The following is a 26,819-nucleotide window of genomic DNA, read 5'->3' on the forward strand; positions in this document are numbered from 1 at the left end:
TTCATCCAACATCCTTCCTCCTATACCTAAAAACGTCAGTTGTCCCACACGTTACACAGGCATTGTTTTTCTATGTCAAATCCCTTTAATTAAATATTATAATTAATAATTCCGAAAATTACAAAACCAGGAACCATACTCAACCACTAAATGTTATTTTCTACGCTATTAAAGCGAGTAAATTTTGGGCAAATAAAAAAAGACAAACATTTTTAGCTTGTCTTTTTTGCTTGCCCGGCAGCGTCCTACTCTCACAGGGACTTGCGTCCCAACTACCATCGGCGCTGAGAAGCTTAACTTCCGTGTTCGGGATGGGAACGGGTGTGACCTTCTCGCCATTGCTACCGGACCTATTGAATTAGGGGGTTCATTCCCTCAAAACTAGATAATGCAGAAGAAGTATTATAAGAACGAGTTGCCATTTTACATTGATGATTGTCTAGCTCCAGCGTCCAGCAACTAGTGTCCTTCGGTCTTTTCCCTACGATAAGTCAACATCGATTCGCTTCGCTCATCGTGTTTCCTTTATCTCAGTCAAAGCTCTCCAGGCCATACGTTGCTAACCGGCCGCCTCCGCTTTTCGATTTTGGTTAAGTCCTCGATCGATTAGTATCAGTCAGCTCCACACGTCACCGCGCTTCCACCTCTGACCTATCAACCTGATCATCTTTCAGGGATCTTACTAGCTTGACGCTATGGGAAATCTCATCTCGAGGGGGGCTTCATGCTTAGATGCTTTCAGCATTTATCCCGTCCGCACATAGCTACCCAGCGATGCCTTTGGCAAGACAACTGGTACACCAGCGGTGCGTCCATCCCGGTCCTCTCGTACTAAGGACAGCTCCTCTCAAATTTCCTGCGCCCACGACGGATAGGGACCGAACTGTCTCACGACGTTCTGAACCCAGCTCGCGTACCGCTTTAATGGGCGAACAGCCCAACCCTTGGGACCGACTACAGCCCCAGGATGCGATGAGCCGACATCGAGGTGCCAAACCTCCCCGTCGATGTGGACTCTTGGGGGAGATAAGCCTGTTATCCCCAGGGTAGCTTTTATCCGTTGAGCGATGGCCCTTCCATGCGGAACCACCGGATCACTAAGCCCGACTTTCGTCCCTGCTCGACTTGTAGGTCTCGCAGTCAAGCTCCCTTGTGCCTTTACACTCTGCGAATGATTTCCAACCATTCTGAGGGAACCTTTGGGCGCCTCCGTTACACTTTAGGAGGCGACCGCCCCAGTCAAACTGCCCACCTGACACTGTCTCCCACCCCGATGAGGGGTGCGGGTTAGAATTTCAATACAGCCAGGGTAGTATCCCACCGACGCCTCCACCGAAGCTGGCGCTCCGGTTTCTCAGGCTCCTACCTATCCTGTACAAGCTGTACCAAAATTCAATATCAGGCTACAGTAAAGCTCCATGGGGTCTTTCCGTCCTGTCGCGGGTAACCTGCATCTTCACAGGTACTATAATTTCACCGAGTCTCTCGTTGAGACAGTGCCCAGATCGTTACGCCTTTCGTGCGGGTCGGAACTTACCCGACAAGGAATTTCGCTACCTTAGGACCGTTATAGTTACGGCCGCCGTTTACTGGGGCTTCGATTCAGAGCTTCGCTTAGCAGCTAACCCCTCCTCTTAACCTTCCAGCACCGGGCAGGCGTCAGCCCCTATACTTCGCCTTGCGGCTTTGCAGAGACCTGTGTTTTTGCTAAACAGTCGCCTGGGCCTATTCACTGCGGCTCTTCGGGGCTATTCACCCCAAAAAGCACCCCTTCTCCCGAAGTTACGGGGTCATTTTGCCGAGTTCCTTAACGAGAGTTCTCTCGCTCACCTTAGGATTCTCTCCTCGCCTACCTGTGTCGGTTTGCGGTACGGGCACCTTTTATCTCGCTAGAGGCTTTTCTTGGCAGTGTGGAATCAGGAACTTCGGTACTATAATTCCCTCGGCATCACAGCTCGAGCCTGTTCGGTGAACGGATTTTCCTATTCACCAGCCTAACTGCTTGCACGCACATATCCAGCAGTGCGCTTACCCTATCCTCCTGCGTCCCCCCATCACTCAAACGATAAAGAGGTGGTACAGGAATATCAACCTGTTGTCCATCGCCTACGCCTTTCGGCCTCGGCTTAGGTCCCGACTAACCCTGAGCGGACGAGCCTTCCTCAGGAAACCTTAGGCATACGGTGGATGAGATTCTCACTCATCTTTCGCTACTCATACCGGCATTCTCACTTCTAAGCGCTCCACCAGTCCTTACGGTCTAGCTTCAACGCCCTTAGAACGCTCTCCTACCGCGGACACCATAAGGTGTCCACCCACAGCTTCGGTGATACGTTTAGCCCCGGTACATTTTCGGCGCAGAGTCACTCGACCAGTGAGCTATTACGCACTCTTTAAATGGTGGCTGCTTCTAAGCCAACATCCTGGTTGTCTAAGCAACTCCACATCCTTTTCCACTTAACGTATACTTTGGGACCTTAGCTGGTGGTCTGGGCTGTTTCCCTTTTGACTACGGATCTTATCACTCGCAGTCTGACTCCCACGGATAAGTCATTGGCATTCGGAGTTTGTCTGAATTCGGTAACCCGATGAGGGCCCCTAGTCCAAACAGTGCTCTACCTCCAAGACTCTAACTACGTGAGGCTAGCCCTAAAGCTATTTCGGAGAGAACCAGCTATCTCCAAGTTCGATTGGAATTTCTCCGCTACCCACACCTCATCCCCGCACTTTTCAACGTGCGTGGGTTCGGGCCTCCATCCAGTGTTACCTGGACTTCACCCTGGACATGGGTAGATCACCTGGTTTCGGGTCTACGACTACATACTAATTCGCCCTATTCAGACTCGCTTTCGCTGCGGCTCCGTCTCTTCAACTTAACCTCGCATGCAATCGTAACTCGCCGGTTCATTCTACAAAAGGCACGCCATCACCCATGAACGGGCTCTGACTACTTGTAGGCACACGGTTTCAGGATCTCTTTCACTCCCCTTCCGGGGTGCTTTTCACCTTTCCCTCACGGTACTGGTTCACTATCGGTCACTAGGGAGTATTTAGCCTTGGGAGATGGTCCTCCCTGCTTCCGACCGGATTTCACGTGTCCGGCCGTACTCAGGATCCACTCAGGAGGGAACGAAGTTTCAACTACAGGGCTTTTACCTTCTATGGCCGGCCTTTCCAGACCGCTTCATCTACCCCGTTCCTTTGTAACTCCATGTTGAGTGTCCTACAACCCCGAAAGGCAAGCCTTTCGGTTTGGGCTGTTCCCGTTTCGCTCGCCGCTACTCAGGGAATCGCGTTTGCTTTCTCTTCCTCCGGGTACTTAGATGTTTCAGTTCCCCGGGTCTGCCTTCAATACCCTATGTATTCAGGTAAAGATACTGCTCCATTACGAACAGTGGGTTTCCCCATTCGGAAATCTCCGGATCGGCGCTTACTTACAGCTCCCCGAAGCATATCGGTGTTAGTCCCGTCCTTCATCGGCTCCTAGTGCCAAGGCATTCACCGTGCGCCCTTTCTAACTTAACCTAAAAGGTTTTTACTCTTAAAAATAAGAGAGAAAAACTAAAATGGCGATTACTTGGTTCTTACTTGGTTACTTCTTCTTTTACGATTATCTAGTTTTCAAAGAACGAAAGTTTTGAGAGATTGTTCTCTCAAAACTAAACAAACAAGAAACAGTCAAACAAACATGTATTGTCTGGCTCATATGTCCAGCTTATATCCTTAGAAAGGAGGTGAACCAGCCGCACCTTCCGATACGGCTACCTTGTTACGACTTCACCCCAATCATCTGTCCCACCTTAGGCGGCTGGCTCCTTGCGGTTACCCCACCGACTTCGGGTGTTACAAACTCTCGTGGTGTGACGGGCGGTGTGTACAAGGCCCGGGAACGTATTCACCGCGGCATGCTGATCCGCGATTACTAGCGATTCCGGCTTCATGCAGGCGAGTTGCAGCCTGCAATCCGAACTGAGAATGGTTTTATGGGATTGGCTCCACCTCGCGGCTTCGCTGCCCTTTGTACCATCCATTGTAGCACGTGTGTAGCCCAGGTCATAAGGGGCATGATGATTTGACGTCATCCCCACCTTCCTCCGGTTTGTCACCGGCAGTCACCTTAGAGTGCCCAACTAAATGCTGGCAACTAAGATCAAGGGTTGCGCTCGTTGCGGGACTTAACCCAACATCTCACGACACGAGCTGACGACAACCATGCACCACCTGTCACTCTGTCCCCCGAAGGGGAAATTCCTATCTCTAGGAGTGTCAGAGGATGTCAAGACCTGGTAAGGTTCTTCGCGTTGCTTCGAATTAAACCACATGCTCCACCGCTTGTGCGGGCCCCCGTCAATTCCTTTGAGTTTCAGCCTTGCGGCCGTACTCCCCAGGCGGAGTGCTTAATGCGTTAGCTGCAGCACTAAAGGGCGGAAACCCTCTAACACTTAGCACTCATCGTTTACGGCGTGGACTACCAGGGTATCTAATCCTGTTTGCTCCCCACGCTTTCGCGCCTCAGCGTCAGTTACAGACCAGAAAGCCGCCTTCGCCACTGGTGTTCCTCCACATCTCTACGCATTTCACCGCTACACGTGGAATTCCGCTTTCCTCTTCTGCACTCAAGTCCCCCAGTTTCCAATGACCCTCCACGGTTGAGCCGTGGGCTTTCACATCAGACTTAAAGGACCGCCTGCGCGCGCTTTACGCCCAATAATTCCGGACAACGCTTGCCACCTACGTATTACCGCGGCTGCTGGCACGTAGTTAGCCGTGGCTTTCTGGTCAGGTACCGTCAAGGTACCGGCAGTTACTCCGATACTTGTTCTTCCCTGACAACAGAGCTTTACGACCCGAAGGCCTTCATCGCTCACGCGGCGTTGCTCCATCAGACTTTCGTCCATTGTGGAAGATTCCCTACTGCTGCCTCCCGTAGGAGTCTGGGCCGTGTCTCAGTCCCAGTGTGGCCGATCACCCTCTCAGGTCGGCTACGCATCGTCGCCTTGGTGAGCCGTTACCTCACCAACTAGCTAATGCGCCGCGGGCCCATCTGTAAGTGTCAGCCGAAACCGACTTTCAACCTTCCCTCATGTGAGGGAAGAAATTATCCGGTATTAGCTCCGGTTTCCCGAAGTTATCCCAGTCTTACAGGCAGGTTGCCCACGTGTTACTCACCCGTCCGCCGCTAACCAGTGGGACTTGCGCCCCAGTGATTCGCTCGACTTGCATGTATTAGGCACGCCGCCAGCGTTCGTCCTGAGCCAGGATCAAACTCTCCAATAAAGTTGAGTTGATTAGCTCAAAAATGTTACGTTGGCTCATGTTTTCTATCTAATAGAAGAAACATGATAATTATTGTTTGTTGACGTTTTTGTTTGTTTAGTTTTCAAAGAACTATCAATGCTTTTGTCTTTCGCTTTTTCAGAAGCGACAATGACTATCATATCGCATTTCTAACAATCTATCAATCAGCAATTTTTTCCAATTGAGATTGACCAGAACACTCTGTTTAAGAGCAACTTTCACATCATAACATCATTGTTATTTTGATGCAACAGAAAGTTTTTTCCAATACATCATCATTTAAAAGCTTATCAACTGTATTTCAGTCACCTGATTGGCGACAGGAATTATAATATATCTCTTTTTCATATTGTTATCAACAAGTAATTATTTCCAGACAATAAATAAGCGTTAGGAAAAAAACACTAAACTCGAAAAAGAAAGAGTTTAGTGTTTTTTTTCCTATAAATAGTCCACACAATTTCAATAGTACAGATTAATTTCCTACTACCGGCCCACGATTCACTTCATCCGCTTTATTTATTTTCGTTTTTTGCATTTTATAAATCACAATCAGCAAAATAAACCAAACTGGAGTGACAAATAAAGCAATACGGGTATCTTCTGCAAGTGCAAGTACGATAAGTACGAACGTAAGGAAAGCAAGGATTAAATAGTTGGCAATTGGGAAAAACGGCATTTTAAACTTGTTTGCTTTCGCTAAATCCGGTCTTGTTTTACGATATTTTAAATGGGTAATAACAGTAATTCCCCATATAAAGATAAAACATACAGTAGAAACACTAGTGATCAGTGTAAATACTCCTTCAGGCATTATATAGTTTAAAGCAACGCCAATTAAAATAACAACAGTTGAGAAGAACAATGCATTGGAGGGTACTTTACGTACAGTAAGATTAGAAAGTGATTTTGGTGCATTATTATTTTTTGCAAGTGAGTATACCATACGGCTTGTACTAAAGATGGCACTATTACATGCCGAAGCTGCAGATGTGAGAACAACAAAATTGACAATACCTGCTGCTGCTGCGATACCAACTGCCACGAATACTTGGACAAATGGACTTTCGGCTGGTTTGATTGCGTTCCATGGATAGATGCTCATAATGACTAAAAGGGCACCAATGTAGAAAATGATAACACGAATAGGGATATTATTGATTGCTTTTGGAATCACTCTTTCCGGGTCTTCTGTTTCCCCAGCTGTAAGTCCTACAAGTTCAATGCCTACGAACGCAAAGACGACCATTTGGAATGAGAGGATAAAACCATTTATGCCATTCGGGAACATCCCATCATGGCTCCATAGATTCGTAAAACTCGATGGTCCTGAATCTGTAGAAAAGCCCTTAAAAATCATAAAAATACCAATTACAATGAGTGCTAGGATGGCGATGACTTTAATTAATGCAAACCAGAATTCCATTTCACCAAATAGTTTTACGGTTGCAAGATTCATCATGAGTAAAAAAACGAGGGCAATTAATCCTGGCATCCACTGTGGCACATGGGGAAACCAATATTGAGTATAAATTCCAACTGCTGTCAAATCCGCCATTGCAATCGTAATCCAGCAAAACCAGTAGGTCCATCCGGTGATAAAGGCAGCCATATTACCAAAATAATCTTGAACAAAATCAACGAAAGAATGATAGTTCAAGTTGCTTAAAAGCAGTTCTCCTAATGAACGCATGATTAAAAAGCAAATGACGCCTGTAATCAGATAAGCGAATAAAATCGATGGTCCAGCTAAGTGGATCGACTTTCCCGCCCCGAGAAATAAACCTGTACCGATAGCCCCGCCAATAGCGATTAGCTGTACGTGCCTGTTTTTTAATCCTCTAGCCAATTTTTGTTCCTGCATATCATTTTCCCCTCCTGATGCTTGCAATTTTAATATCCAAAATAGGTTTCATAAATCGGCATAAAAAAGCGCTTTCATTTTTTCTTTTAAATATCCAGCCCCTTTATTTACTTATTCCCATCTCTCTCAACCAAAAAAGGACAGAGAAAAATAGGGGTTCTCCTACTTTTCTCTGTCCTTTTACCTGAGAGTTTGACTCCTTTGGCGGCCCCATGGGCTCTCTCCAGAGATGCGTCCTATTATGGTCCTTTTACCTGAGAGATTGATACCTGATTTTTGGAATTTGCTCCTTCGGTGCTAAACGATGCGTTTAGTCTCTCCCATAATATTCATCCGCTAATATGAATTTAATTTCATATTAGTTTATCAAATAAACAATGTCAATCGAATATTCAGAATATATATAATTCAGGAAAAATTCCTTATTATAAAAATAAGATTGATTGCCCAAATATAAGGAGTTTTTTTCCATTGAACACTTCTGCTCTGGCTTATAGTTCAACCCAATCAATCTACGTTTAGTATCTTTTGTAATTGTAGAAGTATAGTGATAAATTCCTTTGAGTCATGGTAAATTTTTTCTTGGGAATGGGCTGTATTGTTTCGTAATTCCTCAATTTTTCTGAAAAATTCCTTGCATTGACTATTTGATTCAAAGCCTAGCAGCTCGACTAATTTTGGCGTTTTCCGAATGATCGTGCCTTTATCGGATAACTGTAAATTGTCCACCAAAGTCAGGGCTTCATTTTTTGCTAACCGCTCTTCCAAAAGCTCTTTTGCTTTGGTTAATCTTGATTCTGTTAACTTATCAGCCCAGCTGCCATCCGGATAAAATTCTTTAATCACTGAAATGATATACATTTCCAGAAGTGAAACGAAACTAAAAGCCAACATCCTTATTGGCTGCTTTTGCAAATCGGCCACCGTGACGATCCTGGTAACTTTGTTCTTTTCAAGGATAAAGGTGAATTCTCTCTCCTGAAAAATATCCAGCAAATCAATCAAAGAAGTGGAATCTGAAATAAGGTTATCGGCATGAAAATCCTCAACAAACTCACTTATTTTTCCTTCTTTTTTTATATCTTCTCTTTTTACGTATCCAATAAGTTTTCCGCCCTGTTTAACCCCATAAATATCAAAATCGCAATCAAACATTTCCTTTTTAACAGCGACTGCATCATCATCCGCCACACATGTCTTGATCTCTTCTGAAAGCAATTCCACTGTCAGATTATTTTCATAGATATCTCTTAATTTCCGATAACCTTTTAGGGCATTGGATTTCAACCATGACTCCCCCTTCCTTATAAATGAAGCTTTTATTCTGGACGGTCTTTCAGGCTGTTGTACTTTACAATCGGTCCGAGGTGACAGAACTGGCCGGCTGCCTGCTCGATTAGCAGCTCTGCCTCTCCGTATGTCCCGGCAGGAAGAATGTCCAACTGACGATACCCCATATTACCATAGCAATAGACGAGCAGAAAATCATTCGTTTCCCAAACTTCAAATCGATACATAAACCAGTGGTTGGGTACAGCCAAATACTGTCCAGATTGAAATGTTTTCTCTCCTAGTCGGTGGAAGGCAAACTCTGCATTCACCGTGGTATAGGATTGGCCAGCCTCTAATATAAGCGGCTGATTTTTCGAATATAGGTGTTCCATCCCTTCCAAAGTGGAAAGTCTTGTTTCTTTTTTTGTCGCTACGATGACAGGAGATTGCTTTTTTGTTCTAAAATCATAATAGTCGATGATTTCACTGTCACTCCATTGTACATGGAGATTGGCTTCTTTCAGTAAATTTGCCCACTTTCCGACATCTGCCGGGCTCTCCAATCGCTCACAAGAGAGATAAGTTCCGTTCGGGGTTAAAAAGAAGTCAACTATTTGTAAATACCAGCTGTCACCAAACGTTGGTTTTTCCTTCAGGTGATCAGGCAGTGACCAATATTTTTGAATGAAAATGGGTCCCATAATCTCATGAAAACTGCGTACCGAAATAATCATATCAAAAGAATGCTTAGAAAAATGGTCGAGGAGCTCCATAAAGCCGATTTGATAAAAACTCACGTTTGAGAGCCCTAATTGCTTGGCCAACTGCCGGGCACACTGGATTCCGTTTTCCGACTGGTCGACTCCGACGATTTCCGCATCAGGAAAAAGCTGTGCATACCAGCATGCCGACAATCCATTATCACACCCGATTTCCAAAATTCTCTTTGGCTTTAATTGCTTTTGCTGGCTTACCCAGGTGAGCAATGATTTGTGAAAGGACATCGTCCACGATTCTGCCGCTAAACTAAATGGCAGGGTTTGATTCTTCACATCATATATGTTCCCTTTCCTTTTGCGGGAAATAAGCGGTTCCAGTTCCTCCGCCAAGACGGAATCTACAGCAGTGACGTGCTTCCAAAAGGCGAGCTTGCTTTTGCATTCTTTGATTCCGAGTGAATTAAAATAGTCGTCAATATTAGGTTTCTTTTGTTTCGTCTCAATTGACATACAATAATCTCCAGTTTACCTAAATTATTACTTAATATTAAGACCAGGTTATAATAACATTTAGTTTTATGATAATAGGTTTTTGTGATTTTTTCAAAAGATTTATTAATTCGGTTAAGAAATTTCCCACTTCTGGAAACGAAAAACATTATCATTTGCCATTATTTCTGTTATAATTTTGTATGTTTTTTAACTGAGGCTTCATTACAGGAGGATCTCCTATGAATCAATTGTTACAATTAAACACGATATTTATTAGTATAATAATAGAAGCAATTCCTTTTATTGTGATCGGCGCGTTTGTTGCGGCACTGATCGAAGTGTTTGTTTCGGAGAATATGATTGTCCGCATCATGCCGAAAAATAAGATTCTTTCGGTGATAACTGCTAGTTTCGTAGGCGCAATTTTTCCAGGCTGTGAATGCGGAATTGTTCCCATTACGAAAAGATTAGTCGAAAAAGGTGTGGCCCTTCCCGCCGCGATTTCGTTTATGCTCACCGGACCAATTATCAATCCGATCGTTCTTTTTTCAACGTACATCGCCTTTGGCAATAGCTGGACGATGGTTTGGTATCGTGCCGGGTTTGCCATCGTGGTTTCGATTTTAGTTGGGATTGTTCTTTCTTTCGTGGTTAAGACGAACCAGTTAAGGCTGAATGCGGATGAACATGTTCATGTCCATGACCATTCGAAACAAAATACGAAGCAAAAGTTGGTCAGCGTGATCACTCATACCATCGATGAATTTTTCCACGTCGGGAAGTACTTGGTGATGGGTTCGTTAATCGCTTCAGCGATGCAAACATTTATTCCGACTTCTACGTTAGCGGCACTTGGACATTCCAAAGTAGCGGGTGTTCTTGTCATGATGGCGCTGGCGTTCATTTTATCAATTTGTTCTGAAGCGGATGCGTTTGTTGCTTCGTCTTTCAGAAACACATTTTCACAAAGTTCAATTGTGACATTCTTGGTGTTTGGTGCAATGGTTGATATCAAGAACCTGCTGATGATGTTCGGAACGTTCAAGCCAAAATTCGTCATCCTGCTTGTTTCGTTAATTTCAGCATTCGTATTTATCGGTTCACTATTACTGTAAAGGAGGAGGGAAGAAAATGTTTCGCGTCGTGATTTTATTATTGTTTACCAACTTGTTTTTCTATTTGCATTTATCAGGAAACATTTCGAAGTATATTAATATGAAGTATTCCTTTCTTTCCTACAGTATGATTTATGCCCTATTCTTCCTGACTATTGTAGAAGGAATCAGATGGTACATTAAAGAGAAAAAATCAGAGATAGAATTGGAATGTCATGAATGCCATCACGATCATTCACATGACCATAAAAAGCCTTCTTTTAGAAAAAAGTTAAAAAGAACGGTTTCGTATACGATGATTGTTCTTCCCGCTTTGACAGGTGTGTTTTTGCCGGTAGCGACCCTAGATTCACAATTAGTTAATGCCAAAGGATTTAGTTTTCCTACGTTAGAGGACGGGGCCGACCGTTATGGCATGCATCAAATATTAAATCCCGACATGAGTAAATTTATGGGCCAGGATGCATTTACGGATTTAGTCAAAAAGGAATTCAAATCGTATAAAGGAAATGACCATATTACCTTAACAGATGAGGACTATTTAAAAGGTCTGGAAGTCATCTACAATTTTTCCGGGGAATTTGTTGGGAAAACCATGACGATGAAGGGTTTTTCATATAACGGTCCGGGGTTAAATGGCAACCAAATCTTTTTATTCCGATTTGGGATTATTCACTGTATTGCTGACTCTGGTGTGTTCGGAATGATGATTCAATTTCCTGAAAATGTCCACATCCCAAATGATCAGTGGTACGAAGTAACGGGAACGATGGACACGATGTATTATCAACCTTTTAAAATGAAAATCCCTATTTTAAAAGTGACGGATTATAAAATCATTGAGCAGCCAAAAGATGCTTATGTTTATAGGAATAGTTTTTAATATAAAAAAGAAAGCTCCAAGCACTTTAAAAAGTCCTTGGAGCTTTCTTTTTCGAGTGGCTTCTGTGCTCTAGTCAGAAAAGACGGAGTGGAAAAACGCCTTTCTTCTATCGTAGCGTTCTAAGGCAACCAAAAATAACCTTCTTTTCAACAATTCATTTTCTAACAATTTATAATTTTTGTCGGCCATTTTTAGTAAAGCGGTAATGTACCCCTCTATAATATTTTCATCACTAAGTTCCACCACATCCATTTCAAGTTCGTTGTCATAAGCAAGTGTAGTCAAATGAAATCCCCCTAAAATATCTACTATTTTAGGCAGCTCAGCCATCCTAGTTTCATCGAACCCTTAGACCTGTAGCTTTGCGTCCCAATCTTTCGAGTGGTTTGCCTTTATCTAAATAAACTAATTATTTTAATTATATTACATTATTTTCAAATATTACATACCAAAAATCAGAAAGATGCATGGGGACGGTTCTTATGCCTCATATTTGCTAGAAATTGAGGCGTGAGAACCGTCCCTATGCTTCATTTTAAAATTTGCTTTTGATCACTTTTTCTTTCTTTTTGCTTTCATCTATCGGCGCAGGCGCAGTACTTTGGTCATTGGCAGTCAAATCGATGCCATAATCTTTAGCAAACACCATATGAGTTTCCACAAGAACGTCCTTCGTGTTTTCATCTAAATTGAAAACTCTGGCACCGCGCAATCTATTTCGGTCAGCCCCTGGTAGGCCGTATGCGCCAAAACCTGTGCTGCCGGAATAGCCAAGTAAGATTCCATAATAATTACCCATATAAGTATTGACATGGTCGTGTCCACAGAAGACCCCTTTGACATCCCCTCTTTCCAGCATGGCTGAAAACATTCCGCTGTTGATTGGCCCCGGGCATTCCTCTTCATTTCTTTCGCCCACAATATTGTGTTTAATTAAGGCCTTCGCGTGATGGGCGTCCGTTCTTCCGTCAACACTTCCAAACCACATAAATCTGTGCTCCCAAAGCGGTATATGAATAAATACTAGCGATGGAACTTTATGCCCCCATTGCTGTTCCAGTTTTTTTGACATCTCATAATACCAGCTGACTTGGTTCATACGGAGCCAATCCCATGTCGGGTATCCTTGAAAATCTTGACCCGCAATCGTTTGAGGAGCATATCTTCCACTGTCAAGCAGCCAGAGGTTGAACGCCGCATCCGTCCCTTTTGAATTTTTGATAAGAAGATTCATGTTACCAGTACCTGTAATGTCTTTTACCCCAGGTGTGTTCATATTGTATCGGTAAGACATATAAATACCCAGCATATCTTCCTCATTTAGGCCGCTTTTTGGAGTGGAATCCTCATCATGATTTCCGTATGTAATGGCCCACTTAATCCCTCTTTGCTCCATCGGCTGGGCCACATTGTTGATGGCTTGTTCCATTTCGCTAGGAGTGTCACAGCCCCCAGTGATGTTGTCTCCGTTAAGGACTACAAAATCCGGTTTCTCTGTATCAAGGACTTTTTCCATCAGCTGTATGGTACGGCGGTCAATATTTTCATCATCCTGTGTATCATTAAACTGAACAATCTTGAATTTGCCGTCTGGATTAAATTGAAGCTTCATATCATCATTTAATTCGGCATAGGCTGTCCCAGTAAACAAATCTTTTGGAAGGCCAGCTGCTCCTAATGTTAATGCAAGTGTACCTATACCTCCGATTTTGATAAATTTCCTTCTGTCCATCTCTTTTTGTGAATCCAGATTACTCATAACAAAACCTCCTCTAGTTTTTTAAGTTCACAGTTTAAAAAATATATCTATTACTAACATAGCAAGGAGATTTTAATTCTCTGTATAGGTTATGTAAATTGTTGATTATAAATTGGTAAAGAATTCTAGACAAAGATAATTCACCTAATGATTATGAAAAAATCCATTAAAAAGAATCGAAAAAAATCACACCAAAATTCAGGTGCTAATAGAAAACAGAGTAGCCACTGATAGGACCACCCTGTTTTCATTTGATTATTTTAAGGTCAATTTTACAATGGTTTAATTAAATATATGTTCTTCCAGTTTTGATTTAGCCTCCTAAAAAATCTGCAATATATCTATCTAGTTTTTATAGCATTAAATGCATCCTTCAAGGCATTGGCTGCCTGGTTGATGGCGTTATGCGCTTCCGTCAGCACACCTGGCATCCAGAAGAAACCGTGAATCATTCCGTCATAGCGCGTCACTTCCACCGGTACACCTGCTGCTTTCAGCCGTTCCGCATAGGCTTCCCCTTCATCGCGCAACGGATCAAAGCCTGCCGAAATCACCAGCGCTGGCGGAAGTCCGCTTAAATCCTCTGCCAATAATGGCGAAGCATACGGATTTTGGCCATCCTCTTCATTAGGAAGATAATGATTCCAGAACCAGACCATTGTATTTTTTGTTAAAAAGTAACCCTCTGCATTATCACGATAAGAGTCCGTGTCATAAGCGTGATTGGTAACTGGATAGATGAGCATTTGATAGGCAAATGAAGGGCCTCCCTGTTCACGAGCCATCAAGGCCACAACCGCTGCAAGGTTTCCGCCCGCACTGTCACCTCCTACTGCAATACGCTCAGCGTCTACTTGAATCTCGGCAGCATTTTCCGCCACCCAATTAGCTGCAGCATACGAATCCTCAGCAGCAGTCGGGAATTTGTTCTCAGGTGCCAATCGGTAATCGACAGAAACGACGACACAACCCGCCCTGTTTGCCAACATCCGGCAAGGCACGTCAACAGTATCCAGGTTGCCGATGACCCAGCCTCCGCCATGGTAGTAAACCAATGCTGGGAATGGCCCTTCACCCGCCGGCGTGTAAATGCGGACAGGGATTTCCCCTCCCTGTACCGGAATGGTCCTGTTTTCTACTTTGGCTACCTCTTCAGGCGCACCTGCTAAAAGACTAAAATCACCCATCCTAGCTTGTTCAGGGGTAAGCTGCTCCATAGGAGGGGCACCGGCGGACTCTAATTGCTTTAAAATAAACCACGCTTGCGGATCAATATTTGACTTAAAAAAACCCTCCTTTATTTTGCTATCATCTTGGTTATCACGTGCTAGCACGGAGGTAAACCCTTCATAGCCTCTTGCTGCAACATCATCACAAATTAATCGATATAGCCCGACTCCTCCGGCAAAGGCAAGGAATCCGCGCGGCTTACCGTCGATATTCGCACCCATGTACCAGGAATCTGTTTTAGTTAGCAGAGACATGTCGGCAATGGCGCGGCATTGCTGGCTCCAAAATACTTCCGCCTCTTCAGTGGCTTCAAATGCTTCCAAATGATGCTCACGAAGATAATCAATGCAATCGGCAACCCAATCCACATGCTGCTCAATCGAAACCATCATGTTGCTTAGTACCGATGGGCTTTGCGGACCGGTTAGCATAAACATGTTCGGGAATCCGGAAGTGGCTAGTCCAAGATAGGTCTTCAACTCGGCGCCGTCTGCCCACTTATCCTTGAGCGAGACATCGTTTTTTCCACGAATATCAATTTTAAATAAAGGTCCTGTCATGGCATCAAAACCAGTCGCAAACACAAGGACATCTAATTCATACTCGTTGTCTGTCGTCTTGATTCCATCTGCTGTAATTTCCATAATTGGCGCTGCCTTAATATCAACAAGTGAGACATTTTCTCGGTTGTAGGTTTCAAAATAGTTGGTATCTATGATAGGTCGTTTAGTAGCGTAGTAGTAGGTCGGCATTAACTTTTGTGCTACTTCGGGGTCATGAACAATTTGCTTAATCTTGGAGCGGATAAAGGATGCGGCTGTTTCATTCGACTCTGGGAGCAAAGCTATATCATTGTAATTGTAGGTAAGTGTAAATAGGCCGCCCTCCTGCCAGGCTTTTTCATATAATCGTTCCCGTTCTTCAGGGCTATCCTCGAGAGCAGACCGCATCCGAGGACCATATGGTACACCGTGCTGCGAGTAACGCATTTGCTGTTTAATCACATCATAACTTTCCCAAGTCTTCCGAATTTCCTCTGCCTCAAGTGGATGGTTTTGCGCCGGGCAGCTATATTGCGGTGTCCGTTGAAAAACAGTGAGGTGTCCCGCCTCTTTTGCTATAACCGGGATTGCTTGAATGCCACTTGAACCAGTTCCGATCACCCCGACACGCTTGCCGCTAAAGTCCACCTTCTTGTGCGGCCATCTTCCCGTGTGGTACATCTCTCCTTTGAAACTGTCCAAACCCTTAATTTTCGGGATGTTAGAAGAAGAAAGACAGCCTAATGCGGTGATAAAGTATTCAGCTGCGACTAAAGTGCCATCATCCATCCGGATCTCCCAGTTTCGGGTTTGTTCATTGTAGCGGGCGGCTGTAATCCTTGTGTTGAACTGAATGTCGCGCCTTAGGTCCAGTTTATCTGCCACAAAATTTATGTAGCTTAAGATTTCCGGCTGCTCGGCATATCTGGCTGACCACGTCCACTCGTCCAAAATCTCTTTTGAAAAAGTATAATTGTAGTAAATACTTTCGATGTCACATCGTGCACCAGGATAACGATTCCAATACCAGGTGCCCCCAACATCATCCGCTGCCTCATAAACGCGTACCGAATACCCGGCCTCCCGCAGCCGATGAAGCATATACAACCCAGAAAACCCAGCCCCAACCACCACAGCGTCAAACACCTGACCACTACCTTGATTCAAAGCCATCAACAAATGCCTCCTTTGATACATGGGGACGGTTCTCATGCCTCATTTTCCTTACCCTTGACGGCATTAAACAAAATGATGGAAGAGAAACCGTCCCCGTGTTCTAATTGTAAGCGTTCCCAAATAATATTCTTTCTCGATGTTTAAAACTCCTTTTGGTTTCTTCTATTTTTTGTAAATTATTTATTAGGGATAAGCATGGGAAAATATCGGCTTGGTTCGTTCCATTTGCTCTTATCCGTGGAACGAACCGACAAAAGTGATGCATTAGAACCGTCCCCATGCACCATATTTTGAATTTTGTCCTAATGGCAGTAAAAACAACGCAATACCCGTGATTCTTTGTTCTATAATAAAAGAATAATACTTTACTAACTTAAAACAGGAGGGATTATCTTGCTTTGCGCGTCCGTAAACGGAGTCAATCTCTATTATGATCGATTAGGCAGCGGCGATCCGCTAGTACTCATTCATGGGTTGGGGGAACGAAAAGAAGGCTGGAAATTTCAACATGAGCTGGCAGAACATTTCGATTTAATTATCCCTGATTTACGGGGCTTTGGGAAAACCAGGTGTTCAGAAAGTCAAGAAATAACCATCAACGCGTTTGCAAGAGACATTGTTGAGTTATTGGATCAATTAGGCTTGAACGAAGCGCATATCCTGGGCTTTTCAATGGGAGGAATGGTTGCGCAGGAAATTTATAAGATACGTCCGGAAAAAATAAAGTCTCTCATCCTTGCAAACACTCTGTTTTATGTGCCAAAGTGGTTAAAAAAACTATTACTGCGGACAAACAAAAAATTTACAAGTGACTTGACGATTGAAAAATTCCACACAGGAGCGACTTCGAGATGTTTGCATGATAAAAATGAAGAGAACGTTCAAAAAGTCATGCCTATCTGGTCCGAACATCTTGACGGATTGCTTCCAGGAGTAAGCGAATGTTTGAAAATTGATTATCGGCAAACATTGAAAAAAATGAACGTTCCCACTTTAATTATTTCCTGTCAGAATGACAGAATTTGTCCCCCCTTCAATCAAAAAAGAATGCATAAATTAATACCGAACTCCAAGTTTTATACGATCAAAAAAGCGGGCCATGTGGGGAAAATTGAAAGGACAGATGAATTTAATCGTGTCGTATTACACTTTTTAACAGCTGGTTCTGCATGAATGAATAAATGGATGGGGCCAACTGCTATAGAAAAAAATCAAACAAAATTTGAAAGACCGAACATGCATTCACATGTCCGGTCTGATTGCATCTTAGGGGTTAACTTAAAATCCTCGCACCAAGAATGATGCACGAGAACCGTCCCCATGCATCACCCTTTTAAATACTTGTCCAAATTCCCACGCTTTTTATATCTTTATATTCAGGTTCCCACATGGCTTCGGCAACTGCTTTCTCCACATTCGGAATGTCCGCCCTCGATATTCCTTCGTTTATGGCCGCTTTGGCTACTTCAACTGCTACGTATACTGATACCGCATGCAATTTTTCAATAGGTGGCAGGAGAGATGCACCTGATGTGCTAGTGTCTGTCATTTGGGCAACTGCATTAGCTGCAGCTGTGAACATACCTTTTGAAATGATTTCAGCTTTTGACACAATAGCTCCAAGGCCAAGCCCTGGGAATACAAATGCATTGTTTGCCTGCCCAATTTCGTAGGAAACTCCATTGTATACCACAGGATCAAACGGGCTGCCAGTTGCAATTAACGCTTTGCCATCAGTCCATTTGATCAGGTTTTCTGGGACTGCTTCCGCCAGTGCAGTCGGGTTAGACATTGGGATGATAATCGGCCGTTCAACATGCTTGGCCATTTCTTTTACAATTTCTTCAGTAAATGCGCTCGCTTGTCCGGAAGTACCGATCAAAATGGTTGGTTTTACCCTCCCGACTACTTCGATTAATGAAATGATGCCATCCTCATTCCGATCCCAGTTCTTCACTTCATCCGCTTTCCGCAAATAAGGTTTCTGGAAATTCAAGACGTCCCCAGATTCATCAGTCAACAACCCACGGTAATCAATTGCCCAGAAACGGTCATAGGCCTCTTCCTTAGTTAGACCTTCAAGAATCATCGCATCTACCAGTTGGTCAGCATTTCCGATACCCGCAGAACCTGGTCCGAAGATCACAATCCGCTGATCTTTCAGGGATGTGCCAGTGACTTTCAAGGCAGACATAATCGCAGCAAGGGTAACGGCACCTGTTCCCTGGATGTCATCGTTGAAGGTAAGAATTTTGTCACCATATTTGGCCATGATGTTGCGTGCGTTCACATTTCCAAGATCCTCCCAGTGAAGAAGCACTTCAGGAAAAAACTTTCTAGCCGTCTGGATAAATAAATCAATGAACTCCCCATAACGCTCGCCTCGGACACGGGCGAATTTGTTTCCGATATAGATAGGATCAGAAATCAACGTCTGGTTATTCGTGCCAACATCTAGGACGACTGGCAAAACGCGGCTTGGATCGATACCAGCTGCTGCTGTATAGACGGCAAGTTTACCAATGGCGATATTAATGCCGCCAACCCCTTGGTCCCCTATTCCGAGAATGCTTTCAGAATCCGTAACAACGATTAAATCAATCCCATTTTTAGGCAGATCGAGATTATGAAAGGCTGTTTCAATGCCGTCTGGGTCATCAATGGAAAGATACAAACCACCTGGTCGACGGTAGGTATGGGAGTATGTCTCAATCGCTTCACCTACAGTCGGAGTGTAGATAATTGGAAGCATCTCTGCTAAGTGCTCCTTCAACAGACGGTAAAACAGAACGACATTGCGGTTATATAAATCATAAAGCACCCCGTTTTTGAACAGATTAGTGGTCCGCATCGAATATTGCTCATAGACTTTTTTCACCTGTTCCTCAAGCGTGAGCACCCGAGGTGGCAGCAAACCATCGAGTCCAAGATCCTCCCTTTCTTCTTTCGTAAAAGCCGTTCCTTTATTCAAAAAAGGATTGGAAAGAACTTCTTTTCCTTTCAGCGAAGTAATAATGACATTCTCTGGAACATTCATGGATATTTCCTTCTTTCTTGTTGAGGCACAGGGACGGTTCTCGTGCATCATTAACGATTGAAAATGAGGCAAAAGAACCGTCCCCATGCTTCATTTATCTATAGTAGTTATTTTTGTTCTTTTTCACTAGGTTATTTAACTTTTCTGCTTTTTTTGTAATTAAATAAAGCAGGCAAAAATGGCCGCCTGCATGTAATCCCTTTTTTAAAAAAGTTAGCTTAACAGTTTTAGCAGCATGATGGCAAGAATTACAGTAGACGCACCGCCAATTCTTGTTGAAACTTGTGCGAAAGGCATCAAGGACATCCGGCCGGAAGCTGAAAGGATGGCAACGTCTCCCGTTCCTCTTAGGCCGCTATGGCAGCCTGTCACAATGGCAGAGTCGACAGGATACATTTTCATCAACTTACCGACAAAGTAACCAGTTGTCACCATCGCAAGAACAACAGCCATGCATACGATTACATAGGAAGGGGTTACGATTTTTACCACGTCTTTAAGTGGAATGTACAGCATTCCGAGGCCGACCATCAATGGCCAAGTCAGGCTTCCCGATACAAATTTATACATGTGGTAAGCGCCTTGATGCATGGGGACGGTTCTCGTGCATCATTTACTAAAGAAAATGATGCAAAAGAACCGTCCCCATGCCTCATTTCTCCAAAAATTTGGAATTTTTCCCAATTTTATTGTGTTTCCAAGTTTAGTATAATGGTAATACACCAAGATTTACCTTAGGTCAAAAAAATAGGCTTAAGGAGAGTGAGAAACAAGTGTTGGATGACATTATTTTCTCTTTAGTAATTGGTGGGACAGTCGGAATTCTTGGACATGTTCGGAAGCATGGCAAAATTGTCATGCCGCGCCGAACAAAAAAATTTCTTTATCTCGGGTTTCTTGAGGAAATGCTCCTAGGTGCCATTGCTGCGCTTCTTCTCGTTTTTTATACCGCTCCTAATTCCTTTATAGAAAATATCTTCTTCTCGCTAATTGCCGGAATTTCAGGTGATGCAGCTCTTACAAGTTATAAAATTATCAGACAGCACAATGAAGAGAAAGCAAAATCCAACAATCAATAACAGCAATAGAATAGCTTTCAACGGCACAGCATCAGTCTTACCTACTGGTGCTGTTTTTTGCAATTCAATCAACTTCGAGTCTCCTACCTTTTTGTAAACCATCTCCAACAACAGTAAAAAGGTTCTAATAGAACCGTCCCCATGGCTTTTTTCTATGGAACAATAATTGTAGGCTTAATGGACTCCTCTTCAAGCACATTAATTCCTCCGATAACTTCATAGGCGGAGCCAATTGAAACAAGCATATCCCCTGTTATGGCAAGCTTTTGCTCCTGCAGAAGTTTAATGAGGTCTGTTTCGTTTATTTGACCTGAGACAGATATCGCCTCCAGAAGTTGTCCAATAGTCCTAATCCATACACCCGTCAATATTTGTTGTTCTCCCACTTTATTTTGATCTTCCTCCAAATGGTAAAGCCCAGTTAAACCTTTTAATTCGATGAGCTGACCAATTACTTGAATCCAAAGGCCTAGGGCAACCTCTTTTTCCAATTTTTTTATCTCTTTACTTTTTTCAGCGTTCCTGCTCTTGCTGACTTTGTGGATTTGTTTTGGATCATTCATGATTACCGTCCCCCAAATCTCAAATCTAAATTATTTTATGTAAAACAGAAATAGGAGTGTCTTTAGAACTTCCCTAGTCCGCTACTCTTTTTCACATTAAACAAAACCAATACCACCAATGATTAATTTTTGTAATGAATTACCCAAGGAAGACAAAAACTAACAAACATAACATATATCTGCAAAAGGAGTTTGGACATGCAATTAAAAGCACCCGAACCGTTTACGTTTGAAAGCGGCGACCGCGCTGTTTTGCTTCTTCATGGTTTTACTGGCAACACAGCAGATGTACGTATGTTAGGCCGCTTTTTAGAAGAGAAAGGCTACTCCTCCCATGCACCCCTATATAAAGGGCATGGCAGCGCCCCGCCTGAAGAGCTTATGAACTCCACCCCGGAAGATTGGTGGAAAAGTGTATTGGAGGGTTACCAGCTGTTAAAAAATAAAGGCTACGAAAAAATCGCTGCAGCGGGTATATCACTTGGGGGAGTTTTTTCCTTAAAGCTGGCAACTGAGTACCCACTGGTAGGAGTTGTCCCAATGTGTACACCGATGGGGTTTAAAAATAAAGAAACGCTGCCAAATATGGTACGTGTCTATGCCAAACAATACAAGGAGTTACAAGGGAAGACAGAGCAAGAGATCAATAGCGAATTGAGTTCATTTCAGGATAACAGTATGCCAGCGGTCGAAGGGTTAGTGAGGCTAGTGTCGGATGTTTCCTCTCAGCTGGATAAAATAACAGTACCTACCTGCATTGTTCAAGGCCGGCATGATGAGGTAATTGATATGGAAAGCCCGCAAATCATATACAACGGGATTCAATCTGCAAAAAAAGAAATCAAGTGGTATGAGAATTCGGGCCATATTATTACACTCGATGATGAACGGAATCGCGTCGAGGAAGATGTGTATCAATTTTTGGAGCAATTGAATTGGGAAAATGATGAACAGACAATACCTACTCTCCAAGAAACGGAAGCACCACAGATATGGTGGTAATTTTTAATAAGTGCCAGGAGCTACTCTTAAATGAGTGGTGCCTGGCACTTTTTTGCTTTAATAAAGGATATTGAATGGGTTTTAAAGAAATTGTATTTAGGACTTTTTTGCAGGGAGGTTTGTTTGAATGAAAATCGCTATTTTATCAGATATTCATGAAGGTTTGAATCGAAAACGGACTCAGAGCGAAATAATGGCTGTTCTGAATAAATGGATGGAAACCAATCACCCCGATGTGTTTATGATCAGTGGTGATATGACAGCGGGTCCAGATAAAAGCCTTGCTCTTTTGAATAAGCTGCAAAATGATTTTCCGAAGACTAAATTCTTATTTGTGCACGGCAACCATGATGTCTATGATGAAGATTCTAAGGTCGCTAATGAAAAATTGCTTCAATTCCCCGGGAATCTTGGAAATGGCCCGGTTGAATTAAATAATGACTGGGTCGTAATTGGTGATGGCGGTTGGTACGATTATAGTTTTCAAATCGAAGGGTACACGGAAGAACAATTTAGGATCGGCACGTTCAACGACTTTACCTGGCCGGATAAGCAATATGTCCATTGGCCGGGTTCGGATGGCGAAGAAACGGACCGTTACGTTGAAAAGCTCGAGAACTGGTTAAAGGAGTACCACGGAAAAAAAATCATCATGGTCACACATGTCGTTCCCTTTAAAAAATATTTACAATTAAAGGGCGATCCATCTTGGGACTTTTTCAATGCCATGATGGGCAGCGAACGTTTTGGTGAATTGGCATTGAAGTATGGCGTAAAAAAGTATATTTTCGGTCATATCCATACCAGATACCATGAGCACTATAACGGAATTGAAATCATCTGCAACCCATTAGGATACTATCCACATGAATGGCATCACCAAACAGTGGAAGAAGAGATTTTTTCTACGATTAAAGTTATTGAGATTTGAATTTCCCAGTTGACTAGAAAAAGCCGTTTTTTCTCAATAGCTAGAAAAAACGGCTTATTTTATTTATCGATTCGGACGCTTCCACTGGCCTTTTAAATTTGTAATCTGTCCTAAAGAAACTATAAATAGGCACTGAAGATTTTGAATGCACAACGGTTGTTGTGGACGCGGCATTTCCAATATTTAAGGAGATCGTGACATGATCATCGTTTGGGTAATTCGGATCATATATATTAATGGACAGAATGTTTTCATTCAAGTGATACCCATAGGCAAGAACTTGATGATTTTTTGCAAACTCAAAAGGATTGAGGGATTTAACTCTTACCAAACCAAGCGGTGATAGCTTTTCTTGATCAAGATCATTTTTTATTCTTTGCCATTCCTTTTTAATCATACTCCAGGACCTTCCGTGCGGTGCAGCCCCTATTTTACTAGCCATTGTTTCATCGTCCGTGAGTACAGGATTCATCAAAACCAAATATTTAATAAGACCTAAGGGCAAATTTAAACTATTAATCTGCCGGTTAACGATATAGTCAAATAACGGACCAGCGGAAGGGGCTGCCGGATTTGACGGGATTGGCATTTTTGCTTCAAAGTAGTCCATGACTGCAAAAACCATTCCGCCGCAAAGGCCGTAAGATGCATTACCTATTGTAATCTGCCTACCCAAAATATCAAATTTCTTTATCGGAACATTTGGAAAGCTGTTTCCGAATTTAAATCCAGTTGAGCTAGGTCGAAACTCTGATAAGTTTGGCATGATGACTTCCCCCTATTGGATATAAATATATAAAAACTATAGCCGAATCGTTAACAAAATTATGCATTTCTCCTAATCCCATAAATATTTATTAAGAAAGAGCATTTCTAGAAAGGAGTGAGGGAAAATGATTATTTATGAGCGGGAAGATAGCTTTATTATGATAAAACAGGATGACCACGCCAGGATATCAGGCATATTTGTACAGTCTTGGAAAAATGATTATTTTTACGGATTGGATTTGAAAGATGATGTGGTTCTAGCGATTAGTGAACACGATCGTGGCTGGATTGAAGCTGATGAATGGCCTTTATGGAATAACGAAAAAGACAAACCATACTCATTTATTGATCACCCCATGAAGTTAAAGACTGTTATTTATAAAAAAGGAATTGATGAAGTAGAAATTATGAGCAAGTACGCCAGCCTTCTTTGCAGTTTGCATTTTGTTTCATTTCTGCAGAACGAGGTAGATCCACTTGCTAAGGAATTTGTTGCCGATGAAAGAAAGAGGCTCCAGTACTTATTTGATAATTTGGGAATCAAGGGAAATATTGACATGGAAAACCTGTTCATGTATCATCTCAAGATTCTTAAGTTTTGTGATAACCTCTCCCTCTATATCTGCCTGAACGAACCTGGGGTAGAAAAAGCACATGAGCACCCCTTTTTCCGAAATGGATTTCCGGAAGCGTTTCCATTCGCAAATGACCAGCCCATCCACGCACACTGGACTGATCTGGAAACAGTTGAACTTTCACATTCTCCCCTCTCCAAGCAATTACAGGTTTATTTACCTTTTAAAGAAGTTAAAAAAGAAGAAATAATCTTAAACGGTTTACTGAAAGCTTATGCAGATACACCGGAAACCATTAGAATAGTCACATTCTGATGCATGGGGACGGTTCTCATGCCTCATTTGCGCTAAAATGAGGCAAAAGAACCGTCCCCATGTTTCATCTTGTTTTTTTGAGGACTTTCAAATGAAATAGTAAAAGTGGTGCCTTGATTCAAGTTGCTATTCACATGAATTGATCCCTTATGGTTTTGAATGATTTTATAGCTCACCATCAGCCCCAAGCCATTCCCGTCTTGCTTTGTGGTAAAAAAGGGCTCTCCGAGTTTTTTAATCTGTTCTGACTCCATTCCTATACCTTCATCCTTTATGGTGATTACTATATTTTGCGTTGTCCTTTCAAGCAAAATATATATCTTACCTCCAGAAGGCATAGCTTCGATAGAATTCTTTAGTAAATTCAAAAACACTTGTTTTAATTGATTTCTTTCGCCAGAAATGATGACATCCTCTATGGGAAGTTCGAATTCAATCTCCACATTTTTAAGGTTTGCCTCCGGCTCAAGAAATTTAATCACACTGGTTAAAATACTATTAATATTACATTCATTATATTGAACCTGGTGCGGCTTAGCAAAAATCATCAATTCACTAACAATGTAATTAATACGATCAATTTCATCAATAATGGTGTCCGTATAGTAGTAAGGTTCTATTCCATTTTGATTCATGAGTTGTACAAATCCCCTAATGGTTGTTAAGGGGTTTCGAATTTCGTGGGCTATGCCAGCAGCCAATTCTCCAATCATCGAAAGTTTCTCGGTATTGCGTAACGTTTCTTCTGAATTCCTTTTTTCAGTAATATCATATTGAATGGAGATATGTTTATAACGCTCTCCATTTGAATCAACAAACGGAATGATCGTTGTATCTAGCCAATATTTTCTCCCATCCTTCGCTTGATTAAGAATTTCCCCCTTCCATACCTTTCCACTTTGAATGGTGTCCCATATTTCATTGAAGAAATCTGGTGGATGAAAGTTTGAAGAGAATATATCGTGTGTTTTCCCTATTAATTCTTCTCTAGTATATTGATATAAATTGCAAAATTTATCATTTGCGTATAAGATTCTATCCTCTTGGTCAGATATAGCAAATATGGTCGCTTCATTTAAGGCTCTCTCTAAATCTGCATGCTCTCTAAGTGTCATTTTTAAATCCTCTTTCGACTCATCCAAGGCTATTTTAATGACTGACAATTCCTCAGAGTAAATATTCAAAAGAGTTTTAGAAATAAGCTGGTATAAATATTCAATTATTTTCATCACTTCAAAGTAGGTTTTTACCGGAATCCTCTCTTGAAGTAATTCTTGTTCTAGCAAATCGATAATTGAACAACGAGTTAAGTACAAGAAATGGATCGATTGATCCAAAGAAGCTTTAGATTTTATTAATTGAAGACCAAAGACTTCCACAAATTTTACTAAGTTCATTTTGTGTTCTTCAGTCTGGCAAATTAAAAACTCCCCTATATGAAAGAATAAGTATTCCGCTGAATGCCTTGGGTAATCCAATTCCTCAAATATGGGGTTGAAGAATTTATCTTGTCCAATAGGTGAATCGATTCTTTGAAAAATATCCCCACTCAATTCTTTTATCTTTGAACCAATATACTCGTAATGTTTGCTCATCTTATCCCTCATAAAAAAGTAATATTACTACCTAATATTAGACAAGATTTTACTAAATTCCTCTTTTTCGAAAAAATTCGACGGGTGATGCAAAGGGACGGTTCTCATGCTTCATTTTCGCTAGAAAATGAGGCAAAAGAACCGTCCCCATGTGTCATCCCCCACTTTGGGGTGATGGCATTGCTTGTTTTATTTTTTCTTGGTTTATTTTCTTATAATGTTATGACTTTTTGGAAAAATAACATTGAGGTGATGGAAATGGATCTAAATAGGGTCAAGGAAATATTGGCAGCAGAAAATGAAATAGCGGTTCAGTACCATGGTATTCCAGTTTGGATTGAAAGCATTGAGGACACTTCGAGTATGGCGTTAGTTTCCCAAAGAGGGACGCATGATGAAAAGCGGCTTGTTTCAATTGATGGTTTGGTGGAGAAATAAAAGGACTGTTAAGTGAAAGGTTGTATCGTAATGGCGATACAGCCTTTTTATTGGAAGAACAGAATTTCCTATTTACGTAGCCCCACGAATTTTTCATGCTCTTCTTTTATTAGTAGAATGAATTGCTCCCTTTCCGAGTCCATACTAGTAATTTTTTTAACATTTG

General features: G+C 42.3%; 18 protein-coding genes, 3 rRNA genes, 2 pseudogenes and 3 riboswitches. Of the genes and pseudogenes, 8 read left to right on the plus strand and 15 right to left on the minus strand.

Annotation, left to right across the window (positions count from 1 at the left end; all coding sequences use genetic code 11):
• Positions 1-232: 232 nt before the first annotated feature.
• From rrf to ACZ5B7_RS15650, 6 genes are all read right to left on the minus strand, one after another.
• Positions 233-349, minus strand: a 5S ribosomal RNA gene (gene rrf / locus ACZ5B7_RS15625).
• A 237-nt stretch (positions 350-586) separates the two neighbouring features.
• Positions 587-3,525: ribosomal RNA gene (locus tag ACZ5B7_RS15630) — 23S ribosomal RNA — on the minus strand.
• 202 nt (positions 3,526-3,727) lie between these two features.
• A 16S ribosomal RNA gene (locus ACZ5B7_RS15635) occupies positions 3,728-5,277 on the minus strand.
• The 16S, 23S and 5S rRNA genes sit together here, the layout of an rRNA operon.
• A 496-nt stretch (positions 5,278-5,773) precedes the next feature.
• Positions 5,774-7,162: an amino acid permease gene (locus tag ACZ5B7_RS15640; protein ID WP_464489997.1), complete on the minus strand. Its 1,389-nt coding sequence runs from the start codon at positions 7,160-7,162 to the stop codon at positions 5,774-5,776.
• Between the two features lie 169 nt (positions 7,163-7,331).
• Positions 7,332-7,392: riboswitch (glycine riboswitch) on the minus strand.
• A gap of 2 nt (positions 7,393-7,394) precedes the next feature.
• A riboswitch (glycine riboswitch) is annotated at positions 7,395-7,495 on the minus strand.
• Positions 7,496-7,669: 174 nt separating this feature from the next.
• Positions 7,670-8,449, minus strand: coding sequence for a hypothetical protein (locus tag ACZ5B7_RS15645; RefSeq protein ID WP_464489998.1), 780 nt, complete (start codon positions 8,447-8,449; stop codon positions 7,670-7,672).
• A gap of 32 nt (positions 8,450-8,481) precedes the next feature.
• On the minus strand, positions 8,482-9,663 hold the full coding sequence (locus ACZ5B7_RS15650; protein WP_464489999.1) for a methyltransferase domain-containing protein: 1,182 nt from the start codon (positions 9,661-9,663) through the stop codon (positions 8,482-8,484).
• A gap of 203 nt (positions 9,664-9,866) precedes the next feature.
• Between ACZ5B7_RS15650 and ACZ5B7_RS15655 the strand changes: the two genes are divergently transcribed.
• Positions 9,867-10,760, plus strand: a complete 894-nt coding sequence (locus ACZ5B7_RS15655; RefSeq protein WP_423802625.1) for a permease — start codon at positions 9,867-9,869, stop codon at positions 10,758-10,760.
• Between the two features lie 16 nt (positions 10,761-10,776).
• The gene (locus tag ACZ5B7_RS15660) at positions 10,777-11,643 is read left to right on the plus strand and encodes a TIGR03943 family putative permease subunit (RefSeq protein ID WP_464490000.1); all 867 of its coding nucleotides are present in this window, start codon (positions 10,777-10,779) and stop codon (positions 11,641-11,643) included.
• 69 nt (positions 11,644-11,712) lie between these two features.
• Here the strand turns inward: ACZ5B7_RS15660 and ACZ5B7_RS15665 are convergent, their stop codons facing one another.
• From ACZ5B7_RS15665 to ACZ5B7_RS15680, 4 genes and pseudogenes are all read right to left on the minus strand, one after another.
• Positions 11,713-11,928, minus strand: coding sequence for a hypothetical protein (locus ACZ5B7_RS15665; protein WP_423797994.1), 216 nt, complete (start codon positions 11,926-11,928; stop codon positions 11,713-11,715).
• Positions 11,929-11,956: 28 nt separating this feature from the next.
• A riboswitch (cyclic di-GMP riboswitch) is annotated at positions 11,957-12,044 on the minus strand.
• A gap of 134 nt (positions 12,045-12,178) precedes the next feature.
• Positions 12,179-13,402: a metallophosphoesterase family protein gene (locus ACZ5B7_RS15670; protein WP_464490001.1), complete on the minus strand. Its 1,224-nt coding sequence runs from the start codon at positions 13,400-13,402 to the stop codon at positions 12,179-12,181.
• 341 nt (positions 13,403-13,743) lie between these two features.
• Positions 13,744-14,619: an alpha/beta hydrolase gene (locus ACZ5B7_RS15675; protein ID WP_464494504.1), complete on the minus strand. Its 876-nt coding sequence runs from the start codon at positions 14,617-14,619 to the stop codon at positions 13,744-13,746.
• Between the two features lie 1,092 nt (positions 14,620-15,711).
• Positions 15,712-16,386: pseudogene (locus tag ACZ5B7_RS15680) on the minus strand (flavin-containing monooxygenase); the annotation flags it as partial.
• A gap of 357 nt (positions 16,387-16,743) precedes the next feature.
• On the opposite strand from ACZ5B7_RS15680, the gene ACZ5B7_RS15685 reads away from it, so the two are divergent.
• On the plus strand, positions 16,744-17,523 hold the full coding sequence (locus ACZ5B7_RS15685) for an alpha/beta fold hydrolase (protein WP_464490002.1): 780 nt from the start codon (positions 16,744-16,746) through the stop codon (positions 17,521-17,523).
• Between the two features lie 160 nt (positions 17,524-17,683).
• Here the strand turns inward: ACZ5B7_RS15685 and ACZ5B7_RS15690 are convergent, their stop codons facing one another.
• Positions 17,684-19,387 carry an NAD-dependent malic enzyme gene (locus ACZ5B7_RS15690; RefSeq protein ID WP_464490003.1) on the minus strand — a complete coding sequence of 568 codons (1,704 nt, stop codon included), beginning with the start codon at positions 19,385-19,387 and terminating at the stop codon, positions 17,684-17,686.
• Positions 19,388-19,600: 213 nt separating this feature from the next.
• Positions 19,601-19,978, minus strand: a pseudogene (locus tag ACZ5B7_RS15695) (2-hydroxycarboxylate transporter family protein); the annotation flags it as partial.
• A gap of 182 nt (positions 19,979-20,160) precedes the next feature.
• Here ACZ5B7_RS15695 and ACZ5B7_RS15700 point away from each other — a divergent pair.
• Positions 20,161-20,466 carry a DUF4257 domain-containing protein gene (locus ACZ5B7_RS15700; protein ID WP_213145988.1) on the plus strand — a complete coding sequence of 102 codons (306 nt, stop codon included), beginning with the start codon at positions 20,161-20,163 and terminating at the stop codon, positions 20,464-20,466.
• Between the two features lie 152 nt (positions 20,467-20,618).
• On the opposite strand, the gene ACZ5B7_RS15705 is transcribed toward ACZ5B7_RS15700, so the two are convergent.
• Positions 20,619-21,029, minus strand: coding sequence for a hypothetical protein (locus tag ACZ5B7_RS15705; protein WP_464490004.1), 411 nt, complete (start codon positions 21,027-21,029; stop codon positions 20,619-20,621).
• A gap of 198 nt (positions 21,030-21,227) precedes the next feature.
• On the opposite strand from ACZ5B7_RS15705, the gene ACZ5B7_RS15710 reads away from it, so the two are divergent.
• Together ACZ5B7_RS15710 and ACZ5B7_RS15715 are read left to right on the plus strand one after the other, a co-directional pair.
• A complete protein-coding gene (locus tag ACZ5B7_RS15710) occupies positions 21,228-22,031 on the plus strand; it encodes an alpha/beta hydrolase (protein ID WP_464490005.1) in 804 nt (267 codons plus the stop codon).
• A gap of 127 nt (positions 22,032-22,158) precedes the next feature.
• Entirely contained in the window at positions 22,159-22,962 is an 804-nt protein-coding gene (locus ACZ5B7_RS15715; protein WP_464490006.1) for a metallophosphoesterase, read from the plus strand.
• Between the two features lie 40 nt (positions 22,963-23,002).
• On the opposite strand, the gene ACZ5B7_RS15720 is transcribed toward ACZ5B7_RS15715, so the two are convergent.
• A complete protein-coding gene (locus tag ACZ5B7_RS15720; RefSeq protein ID WP_464490007.1) occupies positions 23,003-23,728 on the minus strand; it encodes a hypothetical protein in 726 nt (241 codons plus the stop codon).
• 127 nt (positions 23,729-23,855) lie between these two features.
• Between ACZ5B7_RS15720 and ACZ5B7_RS15725 the strand changes: the two genes are divergently transcribed.
• Positions 23,856-24,620 carry a DUF3891 family protein gene (locus ACZ5B7_RS15725; protein WP_464490008.1) on the plus strand — a complete coding sequence of 255 codons (765 nt, stop codon included), beginning with the start codon at positions 23,856-23,858 and terminating at the stop codon, positions 24,618-24,620.
• 32 nt (positions 24,621-24,652) lie between these two features.
• On the opposite strand, the gene ACZ5B7_RS15730 is transcribed toward ACZ5B7_RS15725, so the two are convergent.
• Positions 24,653-26,215: an ATP-binding protein gene (locus ACZ5B7_RS15730; protein WP_464490009.1), complete on the minus strand. Its 1,563-nt coding sequence runs from the start codon at positions 26,213-26,215 to the stop codon at positions 24,653-24,655.
• A gap of 258 nt (positions 26,216-26,473) precedes the next feature.
• On the opposite strand from ACZ5B7_RS15730, the gene ACZ5B7_RS15735 reads away from it, so the two are divergent.
• Positions 26,474-26,653: a small, acid-soluble spore protein, H family gene (locus tag ACZ5B7_RS15735; RefSeq protein WP_464490010.1), complete on the plus strand. Its 180-nt coding sequence runs from the start codon at positions 26,474-26,476 to the stop codon at positions 26,651-26,653.
• Positions 26,654-26,819: the final 166 nt, after the last annotated feature.

It is taken from the genome of Neobacillus sp. S1115 (assembly GCF_055385565.1).